Origin of the sequence: Thalassospira sp. HJ (assembly GCF_000948415.1) — a bacterium.
In the GTDB taxonomy this organism is placed as follows: domain Bacteria; phylum Pseudomonadota; class Alphaproteobacteria; order Rhodospirillales; family Thalassospiraceae; genus Thalassospira.
This window is the reverse complement of sequence record NZ_JYII01000007.1, coordinates 1-16702: the sequence shown is the minus strand read 5'-3', so window position 1 is coordinate 16702 and position 16702 is coordinate 1. Positions and strand designations below refer to the sequence as shown.

The following is a 16702-nucleotide window of genomic DNA, read 5'->3' as shown; positions in this document are numbered from 1 at the left end:
AAAAATGGAAATCACACTTGCGTTGCGGGGCATTCCATATTACCCATCAAAGCCAAGTGAAATACTTTTATGAACACAATATTTTGTGTTGATTTACCGTCAGGAAAGAGAATGCAGCCTAATCTGACCCATCTCCGCCAGCTTGAGGCAGAGAGTATCCACATCATCCGCGAGGTGGCGGCATCCTTTGAACGGCCGGTGATGCTTTATTCCATCGGCAAGGATTCATCGGTTCTGCTGCATCTGGCGCGGAAGGCCTTTTATCCGGCCCCGCCGCCCTTCCCGTTGATGCATGTCGATACCACCTGGAAATTCCGCGAAATGATCGAGTTTCGCGACCGGATGGCCGCTGAATACGGCTTTGATCTGATTGTTCATATCAATCAAGACGGCGTTGATCAGGGCATCGGCCCGTTCACCCATGGATCGAGCCTTCATACCGATGTCATGAAGACGGAATCGCTCAAACAGGCGCTGAACAAATACAAGTTCGATGCAGCCTTTGGCGGTGCGCGGCGTGACGAGGAAAAGGCACGCGCCAAGGAACGTGTATTTTCCTTCCGGACCGAGACCCATCGCTGGGATCCGAAAAACCAGCGCCCGGAACTGTGGGATATCTATAACGCCCGGATCAACAAGGGTGAAAGCATCCGCGCCTTCCCGATCTCCAACTGGACCGAGCTTGATATCTGGCAATACATCTATCTTGAGCAGATCCCGATTGTACCGCTCTATTATTCCGCCAAACGTCCGGTGGTCGAGCGTGATGGCATGCTGATCATGGTCGATGATGACCGCATGCCGCTTAATCCGGGTGAAACACCGGAAATGAAATCGGTGCGTTTCAGGACCCTTGGCTGCTATCCGCTGACCGGGGCCGTTGAGTCCGAGGCGGCCACTCTGCCCGACATTATCCAGGAAATGCTTCTGACCCGCTCAAGCGAACGTCAGGGCCGCATGATTGACCACGACCAGGCCGGGTCGATGGAGAAGAAGAAGCAGGAAGGTTATTTCTGATGTCACATAAATCCGACCTGATTGCTGATGATATCCTTGGCTACCTCAAGGCCCAGGAAGAAAAAAGCCTTCTGCGTTTCATTACCTGCGGCAGCGTGGACGATGGCAAATCGACCCTGATTGGCCGTCTGCTTTGGGATTCCAAACTAATCTTTGAAGATCAGCTGGCAGCCCTTGAATCAGATAGCCGCAAAGTCGGCACGCAGGGCGGCGAGATTGATTTTGCCTTGCTGCTCGATGGTTTGCAGGCTGAACGCGAACAGGGCATCACCATTGATGTTGCCTATCGCTTCTTCTCCACCGACAAGCGCAAATTCATCGTCGCCGATACGCCGGGCCACGAACAATATACCCGCAACATGGCAACCGGCGCCTCGACCGCTGATGTGGCCGTCATCCTGATTGACGCACGTAAAGGCATTTTGACACAGACCCGTCGTCACAGCTTCATCACATCCCTTCTGGGGATCAAGCACGTGGTGCTGGCGGTCAACAAGATGGACCTGATCGACTATGACCAGTCGAAATTCGATCAGATCGTTGCCGAGTACAATGAATTCGCCAAGCAGCTGAACTATAGCTCGATCACCGCGATCCCGCTTTCGGCCCTGCGTGGCGATAACATGATTGAACCGAGTGCAAATACGCCCTGGTATTCCGGCCCGACGCTTCTGGCCCATCTTGAAGATGTGCAGGTCGAACAGGACGCGATTGATAAGCCGTTCCGCCTTCCGGTGCAGTGGGTCAACCGCCCGAACCTTGATTTCCGGGGCTTTTCCGGCACGATTTCGTCTGGCCGCATCAAACCGGGCGACGAGATCGTTGTGACCGCATCGGGTCAGACCAGCAAGGTCAAGGAGATCGTTACCTTTGATGGCAACCTTGATGAAGCGATTGCCGGTCAGGCGATCACGCTGACCCTTGAAGATGAAATCGACATTTCGCGTGGCGACGTTCTGGCCGAAGCAAAGGCAAAGCCGGACTTTGCTGATCAGTTCGAAGCTCGCATCATCTGGATGCATGAAGATCATCTTCTGCCCGGTCGTCCCTATCTGATCAAGATGGGCGCACAACTCGCCAATGCGCAGATCAGCGCGCTGAAATACAAGGTCAATGTCAACACGCTTGAACATGTGGCCGGCAAGACGCTTGAACTCAATGAAGTCGGCATTGCCAATATTTCAGCAGACAAGGCGCTTGCCTTTGATCCCTATGACAAAAACCGTCATTCGGGCCGCTTCATCATCATTGACCGCTTCACCAACGCAACCGTTGGGGCGGGCATGGTCAACCATTCCCTGCGTCGTGCAACCAACATCAAATGGCAGGAAATGGACATCAACAAGGGGGCGCGCGCCTATCAGAAAGGCCAGAAATCGGCCATTCTGTGGTTCACCGGCCTGTCGGGTGCGGGCAAATCCACCGTTGCCAACCTGGTTGAGAAGAAGCTCCATGCCCTTGGCAAGCACACCTACACCCTTGATGGCGATAATGTCCGTCATGGCCTGAACAAGGATCTTGGCTTTACCGATGCCGATCGCGTGGAAAACATCCGCCGTGTGGGTGAGACGGCCAAGCTGTTTGTCGATGCCGGCGTGATCACGCTGGTATCCTTCATCTCGCCGTTCAAAAGCGAACGCCAACTGGCGCGCAGCCTTGTCGAGGAAGGTGAATTCATCGAGGTGTTTATCGACACCCCGCTTGAAGTCTGCGAACAGCGCGATGTGAAGGGTCTTTATAAAAAGGCCCGTGCCGGCGAGATCGCCAACTTCACCGGGATCGACAGCCCCTATGAGCGGCCAGAAAATGCCGAGATCGTGGTCAGCACCGCCGATCAAAGTGCAGAAGAAGCCGCCGAGATCATTGTCGCCAAGCTTGAAGAGTTTGGCGTTCTGGGGGCCTGGTTCCCTGAAATCTGATTACTGACTTGCTTTATTATCAGCCCCCGGCATCAGAGGATGCCGGGGGCTGTTTTTAGGTCACTTGCCCGATCAATGCATTTTGACTCTTGTTCCGATTTGACCACACGAAAAGAACAAATCAACAACAATTGAGCATGTTAGACAGACGCATTCATTTCAACACTTCCCGAAACTCAAACGGGCTTTATTGATCGGTATGTGTGGTCTGTAAAATTGGATAATAGCTAGCCTGACAAAACCTACAAACTACCGGCCTTACCGCACTGATCCCCATACCAACCATCCCATAAGAAGAGGCACCAGTATCGCCAAATTGGCCCCGTCATATTTACGAAAATGGCACTAGAATACAGAACCAATTCTGGTCACTCTGTTGATCAAACATCATATCAACAGAAAGGCTCCATGCCCGTGCCCCACAAAGACCAATTTGGCAAACCCGTCGGCCACCCGATTGAAAACTGGACCGGATGTGCGCTACCGCCGCGCAGCGACATGACCGGCAGCCACGTCATCGTACGCCCGCTTGATGTCGCCCGCGATGCCCAGCAGCTTTTTGACGCCAACAGCAAGGCGTCTGACGGGTCACGCTTTACCTATCTTCCGACCGGGCCGTTCGCGGATTTTGCCGCTTACAAGGCATGGCTTGAAGGCATGACTGCCAGCGACGATCCGATGCTGCACGCCATCATCGATAAGGTCACCAACACAGCTGTTGGCGTTGCTGCCTTTATGCGGATTGACCCAAAAAATGGCGTGGTGGAAGTCGGCAATATCAACTATGCCCCGGCCCTTTCCAAAACCATTGGTGGGACGGAGGCGATGTATCTGATGATGAAGCGGGCCTTTGATGAGCTGGGCTATCGCCGCTATGAATGGAAATGCGACGATCAGAACGCCCCGTCCCGCGCTGCTGCGGCCCGCTATGGCTTTACCTATGAAGGCACGTTTCGCAATCATTTGGTCTATAAGGGACGCAACCGCGACACGGCGTGGTTTTCCATCACATATGAGGAATGGCCGGCGATCCGCGCTGCGTTCGAAGCCTGGCTCGCCCCGGACAACTTTGATGATGCTGGCCAACAGCGCAAACGCCTTGAAGACCTGCGTCCCTGATCTTTCGTCATAATCGGCTGATCAAGCGCAGGTCGGCGACAAACAAAGTGATGATTTTCATTTGATTGGGGTTCGGCTTATAGTCGCCATCTCAACATGTTAAATGGATCCGCCCGATGTTTGATGCCCGCCTGCGCCCGCTGATTGATGTGCCATTGAATGCGATTGCACGTACGCTTTCGGGCACGGGCATCACGCCCAACATGATTACGGGGTTTGGCTTTTTTCTTGGCCTCCTCTCTGCTGCCTGTCTTGTTTTCAAACTCGATTACGCGGCCCTTGCCCTGATCCTGGCGTCACGTTTCATGGATGGGCTTGATGGGGCGGTTGCACGGCATGCCGTACCCCGGTCGCGTCATCCGGGTGCGAAAAGTCAGGAAAGTGATCTGGGTGGTTATTACGATATCGTCTCGGACTTTCTGTTTTATTCGGGCATCATTCTGGCCTTTGCGATCGGGCGGCCGGAACATGCGCTTATGGCGGCGTTTCTGATTTTCTGTTTTATCGGCACCGGGTCGAGTTTTCTGGCCTATGCCATTATTGCCGCCAAACTGGGCCGCAGTGACAATGACGCCCAAGGCAAAAAAAGTTTCTATTACCTGACCGGCATTACCGAAGGCAGCGAGACCATACTGGTCTTATGTCTCATATGCATTTTCCCGGCCTTGTTTGACAATATCGCTGCGATTTTCGGAGCCTTATGCCTGCTGACCACCGCAGGCCGGGTGCTGCAGGCCAGACGCGACTTTGGTTGATCGTGCAAAGATTACGATACCAACCGCTTGAAACGCGTTCGGGAAACATCCATATCGAAATCGTCAAAACCTGTACATACGGATAGGTTTACGCAATACAAACGTCGACAGGTCATGATTTTTGACCACGCGAGGAAACTGCAAGGAATAACATGCGGTCCATCAGGTTTTTATGTGCTGTTTTTGTCGGATGCCTCTTACTGGCTGCCTGCGAAGAATCAGGCCCGATCAAGATAGGCTTTATCGCCGGCTTATCCGGCCCTGGATCCGATGCTGGAACCGGTGCACTTGAGGCCCTCAAACTCGCCGCCCAGCAGGTCAATACCGATGGCGGCATCAATGGCCGCATGATCGAAATCATTCCCCGTGATGATCTGAAAACCCCCGAAACCGCCCAAAACCATGTCCGCGAACTCAAACGCCTTGGCGTTGATGCCATCGTTGGCCCGATCATCAGTTCGATCGGTATGGCAATGCTTCCGGTAATTAACGAGCTTGGTGTTGTCACCATCTCGCCAACTATTTCGGCGGCCGACTTTGCCGGCTTTCGCGACAACCTGTTTCGCATGAACACCACCACGCGGGAAAACGCACGCGCCTATGCGAGGCGCTATATCGATCTTGGACTGACCCGCGTTGCACTTGCCCTTGATGGTCAGAACCAGGCATTCACTGATAGCTGGTATCGCGAGTTTCTTCTGGAATTCGATGCGCTGGACGGGTTGGTCATTTCCAAAATCTGGATCAATGTTAACAACGTTACCCATGCCGATGCAGCCGCCCAGCTCCTTGCCGATGATCCCGACGCGATTGTCCTGATCACCAACAGCGGAGACGGTGCCTCCATGGCGCATGAAATCCGCAAATTGTCGCCTGATATCCCGCTGGCAGCAGCCGAATGGGCCGGATCACAGGCCCTGATCGAACTGGGAGGCAAGGCTGTCGAAGGCATGGAACTGGTCCAAGCCTATGATCGCTATGACACCAACCCGCGCTTCCAGCAATTCATCAAGGATTACAGCGCAATGTTTGCCCATCAGCCGGGCTATACCGCTGTTCTGACCTATGATGCGGCAACGGTTCTGTTTGCCGCCATGCGCGCCAAACATCCGGAACAATCCCTGGCGGATGCCCTGACAAACCTGTCCCCGCAACAGGGGCTGCATCAGGAACTGGTGTTTGATGCCTTTGGCGATGGCAACCGGGCGATCTATTTCGTGGCCATTCAGGATGGCAAGTTTATCCGGGTTAACTGATCCGACGGGTTCGACGTACCCCAAAAACAAAAGCCCTGCTTGTGCAGGGCTTTTTCATATCGTGATCCCGGGCATGCCCGGATCGAAAACGATCCTAGTGATCGCTTTCCTCAAGGAAATGATCGCCAAGGCCGGTGTCATATTCCATGCCTTCCTTGGTCAGGACGATGGCGGCCGGATAGCCTTCCTTGACCAGCCCCTTACGGTTCAGTGCCACCCAGACAGCCGGGTTTTCAAAACCGCTGGCATCGCGGGCCGCCACGGTGAACTTGCCGACATGAACGTGATCGCCATGGGCATGCGGAACGCGCAGAAGCGTTGCTTCGCCGGTTGCCTCATCGATCTTCCCGGAATTGGGATCCTTGGCAATCACCTGTGCCAGCACAAGGGTGCGCAGTTGCAGCTTGTTGAGTTTCAGCGGATTTTTGCGAACGAATGCCATGATCGACGGGCCCTTAGTTTGAAGGTGTGATTTGCAAGCACATATCTGTTACTTGGCGCGATGATGCAAGTGCTGATTTGGGCATACCCCATCCGGACTAGCCGCCAGCCAGCATCTTGCGCAGCTTGCGATCGCGTTTCAGATGCCATTCCCGGCTCATCGCCTGCCCGAAGGTGCGGAACCGTTCGACATAAACCAGCTCCCACTGCCGCCCGCGCGTCGTCTTGGCGCCCCTCCCGCTGTTATGCGTGGCGAGCCTCGCCTCGACATCGGTCGACCAGCCAACATAGGTCCGGGGCAGTTTGACCTTGCCCTGCCCCGGCACAAAATCCAGTTCGCGCAGCACATAAACAAAGGTGAATGACGCCATCTGCGAATTACCCGGTCTTTGATTGCACGACCGAATTCGTTTCATGCTGTGGCGAAAACGGCTGACTTTGAGAACCGGCGCGCAACGTACTTAAGGTACGTGAGCACCGGAAGCGCAGAAGCCAGCCGTTTGCAGACCAGCATGGGACGAATTAAAGGGTGGAGTTGAAGGCTCCGCCATCAAGCAGAACGTTCTGCCCGACCATGAATTTCGCATGCTCGCTGCACATAAACGCACAGGTCGCCCCGAAATCAAGCGGATCGCCAAAACGTCCGGTCGGAAGACCGGCCTGGGTTTTGGTGCGTGCTTCTTCAAGCGAGATGCCCTCGGCCTTCGACTTGTTGGTCATCAGCGCATTGATACGGTCGGTATCATGCTGACCCGGCAGAAGGTTGTTCATGATCACACCATCCTTGGCAACCTGGCGCGAGGTTCCGGCGACAAAACCGGTCAGACCGGCACGCGCCCCGTTCGAAAGGCCCAGATGCGGGATCGGTGATTTCACAGAACCCGACGTGATGTTCACAATCCGGCCCCACTGACGCGAAATCATGCCCGGCAGGACAGCTGTTGCCAGCAGGATCGGGGTCAGCATGTTCGACTGAACGGCTGCTTCCCATTCTTTCTGGCCCCAATCGGACCAAACACCCGGGGGAGGACCGCCGGCGTTATTGACCAGAATATCCGGCGCATCGACAGCGGCCAGAACCTTGTTACGGCCTTCTTCGGTAGTGATATCGCACGCGACCGTTGTGACGTTCACGCCATAGGTATCGCGGATATATTCCGCCGTTTCAGCAAGCGGCCCTTCGGAGCGCGCATTCAGCACAAGGTCAACACCGGCTTCGGCCAGCTTGATCGCACAGCCACGACCAAGCCCCTTGGACGACGCACACACAATGGCCTTGCGGCCCTTAATTCCAAGATCCAATGGATCCTCCCATGTTCAGGAATTCAGACAATGACAGGAATTTAGCCCGCACGCCCAAAAGGGTCAAACGCACTTCCACGATTTGGAATTATTTCAAAACAGAATATTCCGGAACGGGCCCCTCAGCCAAACACCGCATCATGTGCGCTGACATAGGCGATCGCGGCATTTGATACGTCAGTCGCTGTCATGCCGGGCTTATAGAGGCCAGATCCAAGGCCAAAGCCATCGCAGCCTGCCTTGGCGTAAGAGGCAAAATCATCCGGGCCGACGCCGCCGACAGCATAGACCGGCGTGCTTTGGGGCAAAACAGCGCGCATGGCCTTGATGCCCTCGGCCCCGATGATGCTGGCCGGAAAAATCTTGAGCCCGTCGGCCCCGGCCTTGATCGCGGCAAAGCATTCGGTCGGGGTCAGAACACCCGGCCAAGAACCCATGCCAAGTTCCTTGGTTTTCGTGATCACATCGATATCGCAATTGGGCGAGACAACAAACTCGCCCTTGGCGGCCTTAACATCGGCAACATCCTTGGTGGTCAGAACCGTGCCCGCCCCGATCATGGCGGCATCACCGACCGCCTCTTTCATCGCAGCAATGCTTTTAAGCGGCTCTGGCGAGTTCAGGGGCACCTCGATCATGGTGATCCCGGCATCGACCAGCGCACGTGCCATATCGGCGGCCTCATGCGGCTGTACACCGCGCAGGATTGCGATCAGGCGACGGCGCCCTTTGCCCGTCACCGGATCCGTAATCTGTTCTGCAACATAGGATGTCATGGCTCAGTTTTCCTTTGATGTCGGAACAAGGGTCGTGCGTGCCCGCGCCAACCCTGAAAGTGTAATTGTCGCCCCGTCCTGAGGTGTGGCCTTGTGGCCATGCACAGCCAAGGCCGCCTGATAAAGCGACGCCAGCTTGCCCGCCCCGATCAGGGCAATGTTTTCGTTCGGCTGCAACAGCCCCAGCACATCGGCGATTTCCGTGCCGATGACGGTGCCAGACAAAACCGAAGCCCCCGACGCTACAGTGGTCCCGGCTGGCGCGACAAGTGCCGCGGCCCGCACACCAAACAGGCGATGCAAAAAGGCCGTCGGCTGTGTCTGGGCCGCGCGCACCGCATCGGCGAACGCCGCATCATCCCAGCCATCATCAACCGAGTGCTGCAAAATGGAATGTTGCGACAGAAGGGCAAACACCTCCCCACTCATATAGGTGCGAAAGGTCGTGATCTCCCCGCCCGATATCCGCGCCCATTTCGAATGGGTGCCGGGCAAACAGACCCAGCCGGCAAAACCCGGATGGGCGGCCATAAAGCCAACCAGTTGGGTTTCCTCGCCGCGCATGACATCAGGATCCCCGCGCTGACACAGTCCCGGCAGAATAAACACCGAAATGCGAGGATCCCTCACATCCGGTTTCGCAGCCCCCTGCGCCAGGTCCGCAGGCCGTGCCGGCACATCGCAATAAGGTGCTTCAAGCCATCCTTGCTTCGCCCCAGCCATCCCACAAATCACGACGGGCAATCCGACCATGTCCTTGGCAAGCCAAGCGTCAATCAGGTCAATCAGCACCGCCTCGAATGAAAGCTTCGGGTCACCGGCAATCGCATTCATGCCAAGCGGGCTTTCAACAGAACCAAGGATGTTAGCGTTATCATCCATCGCCCAGACCCGCAGGTTGGAGGTCCCCCAATCAACCGCAATCCATGAAAGAGATGGTCCGTAATCCTGATTTAGCGCGCTCACCCTGCCCTCGAATTTTGGTGTTGATTTTATTCCTCATACAATTGCGCAGACCCGCGGTCAATGCGCGCGGGTGATGTTCGCAATAATGTACACTCACCCGGGATGTTCTGCGCCCTCCCCTTCTTCGGCCGCACGGGCTTGCTCCAGCAAAGTCTGATGCCCGGTCCAACTTTGCGCTTCGATAAACACCTTGGAGACTTCCGGGATCGCCGCGCGAATTTCGCTTTCCAATCGACTGACAGCCGCTTCCACCTGCGGGGAAGTCACCTTGTCCTCGAAATCGACACTGACGCAGACCATCAGGCTTTGCGGCCCGTGATGCAGGGTGATGATCTCATTCACCTTAAGGATGCCCGGAATGGCCGCGACCATATCGGCAATCATTTTGCGGCTTTGGGCATTGGCACTTTCGCCAATCAGAAGCCCCTTGCACTCGACCGCCAGCATGAACGCCGTCACCGCCAGAATAAGCCCGATCATCACCGATGCCAGACCATCAAGTACGGGCATCTCAAGCCAATAGGCCGCCGCAATCCCGACACATGCCACCACAAGGCCAAGCAACGCTGCTGAATCCTCAAACAGGATGACAAATACCGTCGGGTCCTTGCTGCTGCGCACCGCCTTTACCAGCGGCATATCGGGGTGCTGCGCGCGAAACGTCAGGTAAGCCGTGCGAAACGCGGCCCCCTCGAGCACAATCGCAATCACTAGGATCGAAAACACAACGTGATAGGTCCGGACATCAAACCCTCCAAACGTGGCCACCACATGCACATCAAGCGCATGCGGATGCAGGATCTTGTCCACCCCTTCCCAGATCGAAACACCAGCCCCCAGCCCGAAAATCATCACCGCCACCAGAAACGACCAGAAATAGGTCTCCTTGCCATAGCCCAGCGGATGCCGCTCATCCGGTTCACGGACTGACAGCCGCAAGCCCAAAAGCAAAAGCCCCTGATTGCCGGTATCGACCAGCGAATGAATGCCCTCCGACATCATCGCGGCCGAGCCGGTAATCGCCGCCCCGCCAAACTTCGCCACAGCAATCAACAGATTGGCCGCTGCTGCCATGTAAATGGCACCTTTTGAAGAATGAGACATGTCGGGATTTCCGCTTTCTGTGGGGCTGCATCAAGGCAGTGTGGTGGGCGCGCAACATCCGGGATCAGGAAAACCCGGAACGTTTAAACACTTAAGACTGTGAACTCGAACACAGTCTAACCGACTGAGAACAAATGTCACGACCCCAACCAACAGCGCCCGCAAACCAACGCGCTTGGCCCCTTTCACATATTCATCGATAAAAACTATCGAAAACACATGAAATAACTATTTCCCCTATTATACCCGCTGTTGTTAGCCTTCACACAGCGATGAGGGAAACCCGTCGCATCGGATTGAATGATCTGTGTCGCATTGCGATCTTTGAGTTGAGCATTACCTACAACATGAAACCTTAACGCATAATCTCTGGTTTCATCTCGCTGGTTTTGGTTAAATCAATTCAGGGAGAAACAATGAAACGGGCGCAACCAATCAAAGCGCCCTATCTACCGCGCGATCAACGCGATACGGGTCCAGGAGCTGTTTAAAACATCTCAGCCACGACGGAGAGAGAAAAAATGGACGGAAAACATACCGCAGGGAAATGTCCGGTAATGCATGGCGGCATGACCGAGACCGGCAAATCAGTAAGCGATTGGTGGCCGAAAACGCTTAATCTCGACATCCTTCATCAGCACGACACCAAGGTGAACCCCTATGGTGCAGACTTCAACTATGCTGAAGAATTCAAAAAGCTCGACCTTGAAGCCGTTAAGACCGACATCAAAAACCTCATGACCGATAGCCAGGAATGGTGGCCGGCCGACTGGGGCCATTATGGTGGTCTGATGATCCGTATGGCTTGGCACTCTGCCGGCTCCTACCGTCTGGCCGATGGCCGTGGCGGCGGTGGCAAGGGCAACCTGCGTTTCGCCCCGCTGAACTCCTGGCCCGATAACGCCAACCTTGACAAGGCGCGTCGTCTTCTCTGGCCGATCAAAAAGAAATATGGCAACAAGCTTTCCTGGGCTGACCTGATCATTCTCGCCGGCACCATGGCCTATGAATCCATGGGTCTTAAGGTCTTTGGTTTCGGTGGCGGCCGTGAAGATATCTGGCATCCGGAAAAGGACACCTATTGGGGTGCTGAAAAAGAATGGCTGGCACCTTCTGACAACCGTTATGACGATGTCTCCAAGCCCGAAACCATGGAAAACCCGCTGGCCGCTGTCCAGATGGGCCTGATCTATGTGAACCCGGAAGGTGTGAACGGCGTTTCCGACCCGCTCAAGACCGCAGCCCAGGTCCGTGAAACCTTCGCCCGTATGGCGATGAATGACGAAGAAACCGCAGCGCTGACCGTTGGTGGCCACACCGTTGGTAAAACCCATGGTAATGGCGATGCCTCCCTTCTTGAAGCCGAACCCGAAGCAGCCGACGTCCATGAGCAGGGCCTTGGCTGGATGAACCACACCAAGCGTGGCATTGGCCGCGACACCGTGACCTCTGGCATCGAAGGCGCCTGGACCGCCCACCCGACCAAGTGGGATAACGGCTATTGCGAACTTCTGCTGGGGTATGAGTGGGAGCTCAAGAAAAGCCCCGCCGGCGCGACCCAGTGGGAACCGGTCAACATCAAGGAAGAAGACATGCCGGTTGACGTCGAAGACCCGTCAATCCGTCGCATGCCGATCATGACCGATGCCGACATGGCCATGAAGATGGACCCGACCTATCGCGCCATCATCGAGAAATTCAATAACGACTTTGAATATTTCTCCGATTGCTTTGCCCGTGCATGGTTCAAGCTGACCCACCGTGATATGGGCCCGAAGGCCTGCTATCTCGGCCCGGATGTACCGGCAGAAGACCTGATCTGGCAGGACCCGATCCCGGCTGTTGATTACACCCTCTCGGATTCTGAAATCGCCGATCTCAAATCCAAGCTGCTCGGTCTTGGCCTGTCCTCGACCGATCTGATCAACACCGCCTGGGACAGTGCCCGTACCTTCCGTGGCTCTGACCGCCGTGGTGGTGCCAATGGTGCACGCATCCGGCTTGCCCCGCAGAAGGATTGGGAAGGCAACGAACCGGCACGTCTTGCCAAGGTTCTCAAAGCGCTTGAGGACTTCCGGGCAGGCCTTGCCAAGAAAGTCTCGATGGCTGACCTCATCGTGCTTGCCGGCTCGGCTGCGGTTGAAAAGGCAGCAAAAGATGCTGGCATCAACATCACCGTCCCGTTCGCACCGGGCCGCGGTGATGCGACCGACGAGATGACCGATGCCGACAGCTTCGACGTCCTCGAACCGCTGGCTGACGGCTTCCGCAACTGGTCGAAAAAGGACTATGTCGTCTCACCGGAAGAAATGCTGCTCGACCGCGCACAGCTCATGGGCCTGACCGCCCATGAAATGACCGTACTGATCGGCGGCATGCGCGCACTTGGCACCAACCATGGCGGCACCAAACACGGTGTCTTTACCGATCGCGTTGGCGTTCTCTCGAACGACTTCTTCGTTAACCTGACCGACATGGCCTATAGCTGGAAACCGGCTGGCGACAACCTTTACAACATCGTTGATCGCAAGTCCGGCGACACCAAATTCACCGCCACCCGCGTGGATCTGGTCTTCGGTTCCAACTCGATCCTGCGCGCCTACGCCGAAGTCTACGCCCAGGACGACAACCACGAGAAGTTCGTCAAGGACTTCGTGGCGGCTTGGGTCAAAGTCATGAACGCCGATCGCTTTGATCTGGCGTGAGGGCTGATGGATTGATGTGATTTGGAGCTTTAAGGCTTTGAAATGAGAACACCCCCGGTCGCTAGGCCGGGGGTGTTCTCGTTAATGGCAAAAAATGTTTCCCAAAACACAACCATACAATTTGAATTCTAATTTCTGCCACACCTACATTTAGCAAGCACAAATCTTCTATTAACAACCAACGGACAAGCTAAGGAGTCCTCAGCTAGCTAAAAGTATATTTCACTATGCAACTTTGATCATAGGAACCACAGCTACATTTCCCTTGAAACATTCAGAGAAATTGATATACACTTTTGGTTACAATTTTACGAAAGAATCTATCTAAAGTGGAAAAATGATTAACAAGGTATTGAGTTACTTCGATTTGCAATCAAACTACCGTTCTACCATCCCATCCGGCCAAAGGGGCAGCGACAATCATGCCCGAATTTTTCCTCAGTATATTGCTGTTTTGGCAGGTGTTTTTGTGGAACCTTTCCTAAGGCACTATTCTGATCATGGAACTTGGTCTATTGAGTTCTCGACAATCTGGGGACAACTTTTGTTTAGTGCTGTCGCAGCAGTATTAATCCTTCCGAGCGTCTACAAATCTTCATTCGATCCTCAAAAACCTATTGCGCTTCAGCTAATTGCTCTGGTTCCAATTGGACTGGGCTGGCAATCAGCTCTGGCAAGCCTCTTAAGTTAAATTTGTGATTAAGATGTCATGCTGATTGATTATTTAAGGTATGAAGCATTCTCTGGAAGGTTGAGTAAACTCTTCCAAAGTGACCTGCCTGACTTTATTAATCCAGAGCATTCTACCGGCCAACACATTCGCTATATACCTGACGAAACATATGCTCGTTGGCTGCTTGCTGTACAAGCTCATTATAGTACACCTTGGCATGTCAGTAATGACTACCTTCACTTTTACTACAATTATTTTATTCACTCCGAACCAGAGAACCAACCGCAGTTTATATTGGACCAGATTCCTCCGACTCACCCTTACAGGTCTTTATCTTTTCCAAAGTACGAGATCATCATTGACGTTGCCCCTGAGTATTGGGGGGATAAGTACTACGAGCGTCGAGAATTTGAGACAACTCCAATCCGCTACCGCAAAAGTGGGCCTGCAAAAGCAAACCTCGGGACTGGCGACAGGATTGTGAGTGAGGGCTCGATTTCTAGCGGAAGCTATGGAACACTCTGCGGAACATTTAAGTTAGAAAATGGAGATGTCTTCGGTTTGACATGCGGGCATGTGACTGATTTGGGAAGCGAAGTACATTTAGAGAGTTTCCGCCGTATCCTCGGGATTAAATTCGGCAGCCAGCGCTTTCCTCTGGGAACAACGCAGCACTATACAACATGCGGGCCAGATATAAAAATCGGCCAAGTCACTACCAAACTAGATGCTGCCCTTATCAAGGGGTCAAACTCTTCAAGTCCTTCTTCACAACATCGAAATACAACGTCCGCTATAATTCAAAAAATCTCCGAAATTCATCAAGAAGACCCAATATTCTTTTACGGTGCTTATCGCAACTCCGCTACGAAAGGGAAAGTATCCGCCCTCACCGTCCGTAAATCTATTGATATATTTAACGACGGCACCCTTCACTCAATTGGTGACGTCTTAATGCTTGGACATCGCAGTCCTCAATACGTTTCCCAGCGCCTCAGCAATCCTGGTGATTCTGGGTCCGCTGTTCGCCTAGGTGTTTCGTCATTAGGCCCAGATGATGATACCAGTCGGTGGTATGGGATGATCATCGGCGGAGATGAACATCATAGTTATGCAAGCCATGCTGAATGTATTTATGCATGGGTAACACGCGAACTTAATACCCAAAACATGCAGTTCCTCCTCTGAAAGTATTGAACTACCATAAAGCTTCACAAAACTGGGGAGGAGTTCGGTTTTCATTAATTTCAAACCTGAACGCTTAAGGAACAGCTCAATTGCGATATCTCCAGGATCACTGGCAAGGAAAGCACGCGCTGTTATTCGCGCTGTGCGTCAATCTGATCCTGATCCGCGCTCTGATCCTGTTTGCCGATCGCTATACGCTCCCGCCCTATATCTCTGATCGCACTCCCGCCCTGATCGCGACGGTTGTTTTTATTCTTCTTTTTCATGGCGTTGTTTTTGCCTGGCAGGTGGTCGGGGTGCTGCGCGCCACCCGCCATCAGGTGAGCATTCTTGCGAACATCTGGACCGTTGTGACCTATGGGGTGACCGGGCTGTGTCTGGCCTTTACCGTACTCAGCATCGCGGCCTCTTTCCGTTCCCTCGCCCCGGAACGGTTTATACCGGTCAACCTGACCGAGCTTGAAGATGCCCGCGCCAGCCAATATGCGCTCACACTCAGTCCCGATAACACCCGCATCCACATCACCGGCATCTTTGCCCTTGGCATGGCGCAGCGATTGGCGGCCTTGCTCGATCAAAATCCCGATGTGACCGGCATCGTCCTTAGCAGTGACGGCGGGCATGTCTATGAAGGGCGCGGTGTCGGCTTCCTGATCCGGGACCGGGGCTTGGACACCTATGTGTTTGCCGATTGCAGTTCCGCCTGCACGACCGCCTTTATCGGCGGCGCCAAACGCTATCTCGGTCCCGATGGCCGGCTGGGCTTCCATCAATACAAGATCGATCTGAACTATCCCGTGCCGCTGTATGACATCAAGGGCCAGCAGGAAAAGGAAATCACCTTCTATCGCAGCCAGGGCATTGCCGAGAGCTTCCTTAAGCAAGTCTTCCTCGCCCCGCATACCGGGATCTGGTTCCCGGAGACAGCGGAGCTGCTTGAGGCGGGTGTTGTGGATGGGGTGGTTGAGGAGTGAGCTTGTGGCGCGTTTTGAACCTGCGCAGTCTGCGCGCGGCTTCGCCGTGCTCGACCTTCAGACTAAAAACGTGCCACTGGCACGTTTTCTATACGTCTTCAGCCTTCAAGTTATGAGCACAGGCTCAGAACGCAGGAAGACCAGAGTTCAAAGCGTCTTCGCGTGATCAAATAAAAAAGGCGGCCCCAATGCGGGACCGCCTTTTTTATTTGGTTGCGGGGAGAGGATTTGAACCTCTGACCTTCAGGTTATGAGCCTGACGAGCTACCGGGCTGCTCCACCCCGCGTCAGTGGGTGTAATCTGTTGTTTAAACAGATAACGCCGCGTCTGGGATGAAGCGGCGTTTGATGTTTGGTGTGTGGTTTAGGGAATATGATGTGCTGTATTTGGAAGGCCCGGCGGTGACCTACTCTCCCGTGCCTTAAGACAAAGTACCATCGGCGCAGGCTGGTTTCACTTCTGAGTTCGGGAAGGGATCAGGTGGTTCCCGGCCGCTATGGCCACCG

General features: G+C 54.3%; 15 protein-coding genes, 1 tRNA gene and 1 rRNA gene. 9 read left to right on the top strand and 8 right to left on the bottom strand.

The window, feature by feature from the left end; genetic code table 11:
• Window positions 1–111 precede the first annotated feature (111 nt).
• From cysD to UF64_RS04025, 5 genes are all read left to right on the top strand, one after another.
• Window positions 112–1017, top strand: a complete 906-nt coding sequence (gene cysD, locus UF64_RS04045) for a sulfate adenylyltransferase subunit CysD (protein WP_044827356.1) — start codon at window positions 112–114, stop codon at window positions 1015–1017.
• Window positions 1017–2936 carry a sulfate adenylyltransferase subunit CysN gene (cysN, locus tag UF64_RS04040; RefSeq protein ID WP_044827355.1) on the top strand — a complete coding sequence of 640 codons (1920 nt, stop codon included), beginning with the start codon at window positions 1017–1019 and terminating at the stop codon, window positions 2934–2936. The genes cysD and cysN overlap by 1 nt, the downstream gene beginning before the upstream one ends.
• A 408-nt stretch (window positions 2937–3344) precedes the next feature.
• Window positions 3345–4055, top strand: a complete 711-nt coding sequence (locus UF64_RS04035; protein WP_044827354.1) for a GNAT family N-acetyltransferase — start codon at window positions 3345–3347, stop codon at window positions 4053–4055.
• A 116-nt stretch (window positions 4056–4171) separates the two neighbouring features.
• Window positions 4172–4810, top strand: coding sequence for a CDP-alcohol phosphatidyltransferase family protein (locus UF64_RS04030; RefSeq protein WP_044827353.1), 639 nt, complete (start codon window positions 4172–4174; stop codon window positions 4808–4810).
• Between the two features lie 152 nt (window positions 4811–4962).
• A complete protein-coding gene (locus tag UF64_RS04025; protein ID WP_044827352.1) occupies window positions 4963–6066 on the top strand; it encodes an ABC transporter substrate-binding protein in 1104 nt (367 codons plus the stop codon).
• Window positions 6067–6160: 94 nt separating this feature from the next.
• Here the strand turns inward: UF64_RS04025 and UF64_RS04020 are convergent, their stop codons facing one another.
• The 6 genes from UF64_RS04020 to UF64_RS03995 all read right to left on the bottom strand — a co-directional run bounded on the left by UF64_RS04020 (window position 6161) and on the right by UF64_RS03995 (window position 10655).
• Window positions 6161–6508 carry a hypothetical protein gene (locus UF64_RS04020; RefSeq protein ID WP_044827351.1) on the bottom strand — a complete coding sequence of 116 codons (348 nt, stop codon included), beginning with the start codon at window positions 6506–6508 and terminating at the stop codon, window positions 6161–6163.
• Between the two features lie 97 nt (window positions 6509–6605).
• A complete protein-coding gene (locus UF64_RS04015) occupies window positions 6606–6878 on the bottom strand; it encodes a GIY-YIG nuclease family protein (RefSeq protein ID WP_052657446.1) in 273 nt (90 codons plus the stop codon).
• Window positions 6879–7029: 151 nt separating this feature from the next.
• Window positions 7030–7809 carry an SDR family oxidoreductase gene (locus UF64_RS04010; RefSeq protein ID WP_044827349.1) on the bottom strand — a complete coding sequence of 260 codons (780 nt, stop codon included), beginning with the start codon at window positions 7807–7809 and terminating at the stop codon, window positions 7030–7032.
• A 122-nt stretch (window positions 7810–7931) separates the two neighbouring features.
• Window positions 7932–8585: a 2-dehydro-3-deoxy-6-phosphogalactonate aldolase gene (locus tag UF64_RS04005; RefSeq protein WP_044827348.1), complete on the bottom strand. Its 654-nt coding sequence runs from the start codon at window positions 8583–8585 to the stop codon at window positions 7932–7934.
• 3 nt (window positions 8586–8588) lie between these two features.
• Window positions 8589–9551, bottom strand: a complete 963-nt coding sequence (locus UF64_RS04000; protein ID WP_044827347.1) for a 2-dehydro-3-deoxygalactonokinase — start codon at window positions 9549–9551, stop codon at window positions 8589–8591.
• Window positions 9552–9644: 93 nt separating this feature from the next.
• On the bottom strand, window positions 9645–10655 hold the full coding sequence (locus UF64_RS03995; RefSeq protein WP_044827346.1) for a cation diffusion facilitator family transporter: 1011 nt from the start codon (window positions 10653–10655) through the stop codon (window positions 9645–9647).
• Between the two features lie 521 nt (window positions 10656–11176).
• Here UF64_RS03995 and katG point away from each other — a divergent pair.
• The 4 genes from katG (at window position 11177) to UF64_RS19580 (ending at window position 16195) form a co-directional block, all read left to right on the top strand.
• The gene (gene katG, locus UF64_RS03990; RefSeq protein WP_044827345.1) at window positions 11177–13360 is read left to right on the top strand and encodes a catalase/peroxidase HPI; all 2184 of its coding nucleotides are present in this window, start codon (window positions 11177–11179) and stop codon (window positions 13358–13360) included.
• A 337-nt stretch (window positions 13361–13697) separates the two neighbouring features.
• Window positions 13698–14051, top strand: a complete 354-nt coding sequence (locus UF64_RS20110; protein ID WP_152630598.1) for a hypothetical protein — start codon at window positions 13698–13700, stop codon at window positions 14049–14051.
• Between the two features lie 18 nt (window positions 14052–14069).
• Complete coding sequence (locus tag UF64_RS03985; RefSeq protein WP_044827344.1) at window positions 14070–15221, top strand: hypothetical protein; 1152 nt, start codon at window positions 14070–14072, stop codon at window positions 15219–15221.
• An 89-nt stretch (window positions 15222–15310) separates the two neighbouring features.
• Window positions 15311–16195: a hypothetical protein gene (locus tag UF64_RS19580; RefSeq protein ID WP_052657445.1), complete on the top strand. Its 885-nt coding sequence runs from the start codon at window positions 15311–15313 to the stop codon at window positions 16193–16195.
• Between the two features lie 210 nt (window positions 16196–16405).
• Here the strand turns inward: UF64_RS19580 and UF64_RS03975 are convergent.
• Together UF64_RS03975 and rrf are read right to left on the bottom strand one after the other, a co-directional pair.
• Window positions 16406–16482: transfer RNA gene (locus tag UF64_RS03975), tRNA-Met, on the bottom strand.
• A gap of 107 nt (window positions 16483–16589) precedes the next feature.
• Window positions 16590–16702, bottom strand: a 5S ribosomal RNA gene (rrf, locus tag UF64_RS03970); the annotation flags it as partial.

What these genes read in the sequence shown, in the direction of transcription:
- UF64_RS04015 (WP_052657446.1), bottom strand. Translation starts at nt 6,878, where the DNA reads ATGGCGTCATTCACCTTTGTTTATGTGCTGCGCGAACTGGATTTTGTG.
- cysN (WP_044827355.1), top strand. Translation starts at nt 1,017, where the DNA reads ATGTCACATAAATCCGACCTGATTGCTGATGATATCCTTGGCTACCTC.
- UF64_RS04020 (WP_044827351.1), bottom strand. Translation starts at nt 6,508, where the DNA reads ATGGCATTCGTTCGCAAAAATCCGCTGAAACTCAACAAGCTGCAACTG.
- katG (WP_044827345.1), top strand. Translation starts at nt 11,177, where the DNA reads ATGGACGGAAAACATACCGCAGGGAAATGTCCGGTAATGCATGGCGGC.
- UF64_RS03985 (WP_044827344.1), top strand. Translation starts at nt 14,070, where the DNA reads ATGCTGATTGATTATTTAAGGTATGAAGCATTCTCTGGAAGGTTGAGT.
- UF64_RS04035 (WP_044827354.1), top strand. Translation starts at nt 3,345, where the DNA reads ATGCCCGTGCCCCACAAAGACCAATTTGGCAAACCCGTCGGCCACCCG.
- UF64_RS03995 (WP_044827346.1), bottom strand. Translation starts at nt 10,655, where the DNA reads ATGTCTCATTCTTCAAAAGGTGCCATTTACATGGCAGCAGCGGCCAAT.
- UF64_RS20110 (WP_152630598.1), top strand. Translation starts at nt 13,698, where the DNA reads ATGATTAACAAGGTATTGAGTTACTTCGATTTGCAATCAAACTACCGT.
- UF64_RS04025 (WP_044827352.1), top strand. Translation starts at nt 4,963, where the DNA reads ATGCGGTCCATCAGGTTTTTATGTGCTGTTTTTGTCGGATGCCTCTTA.
- cysD (WP_044827356.1), top strand. Translation starts at nt 112, where the DNA reads ATGCAGCCTAATCTGACCCATCTCCGCCAGCTTGAGGCAGAGAGTATC.
- UF64_RS04030 (WP_044827353.1), top strand. Translation starts at nt 4,172, where the DNA reads ATGTTTGATGCCCGCCTGCGCCCGCTGATTGATGTGCCATTGAATGCG.
- UF64_RS04005 (WP_044827348.1), bottom strand. Translation starts at nt 8,585, where the DNA reads ATGACATCCTATGTTGCAGAACAGATTACGGATCCGGTGACGGGCAAA.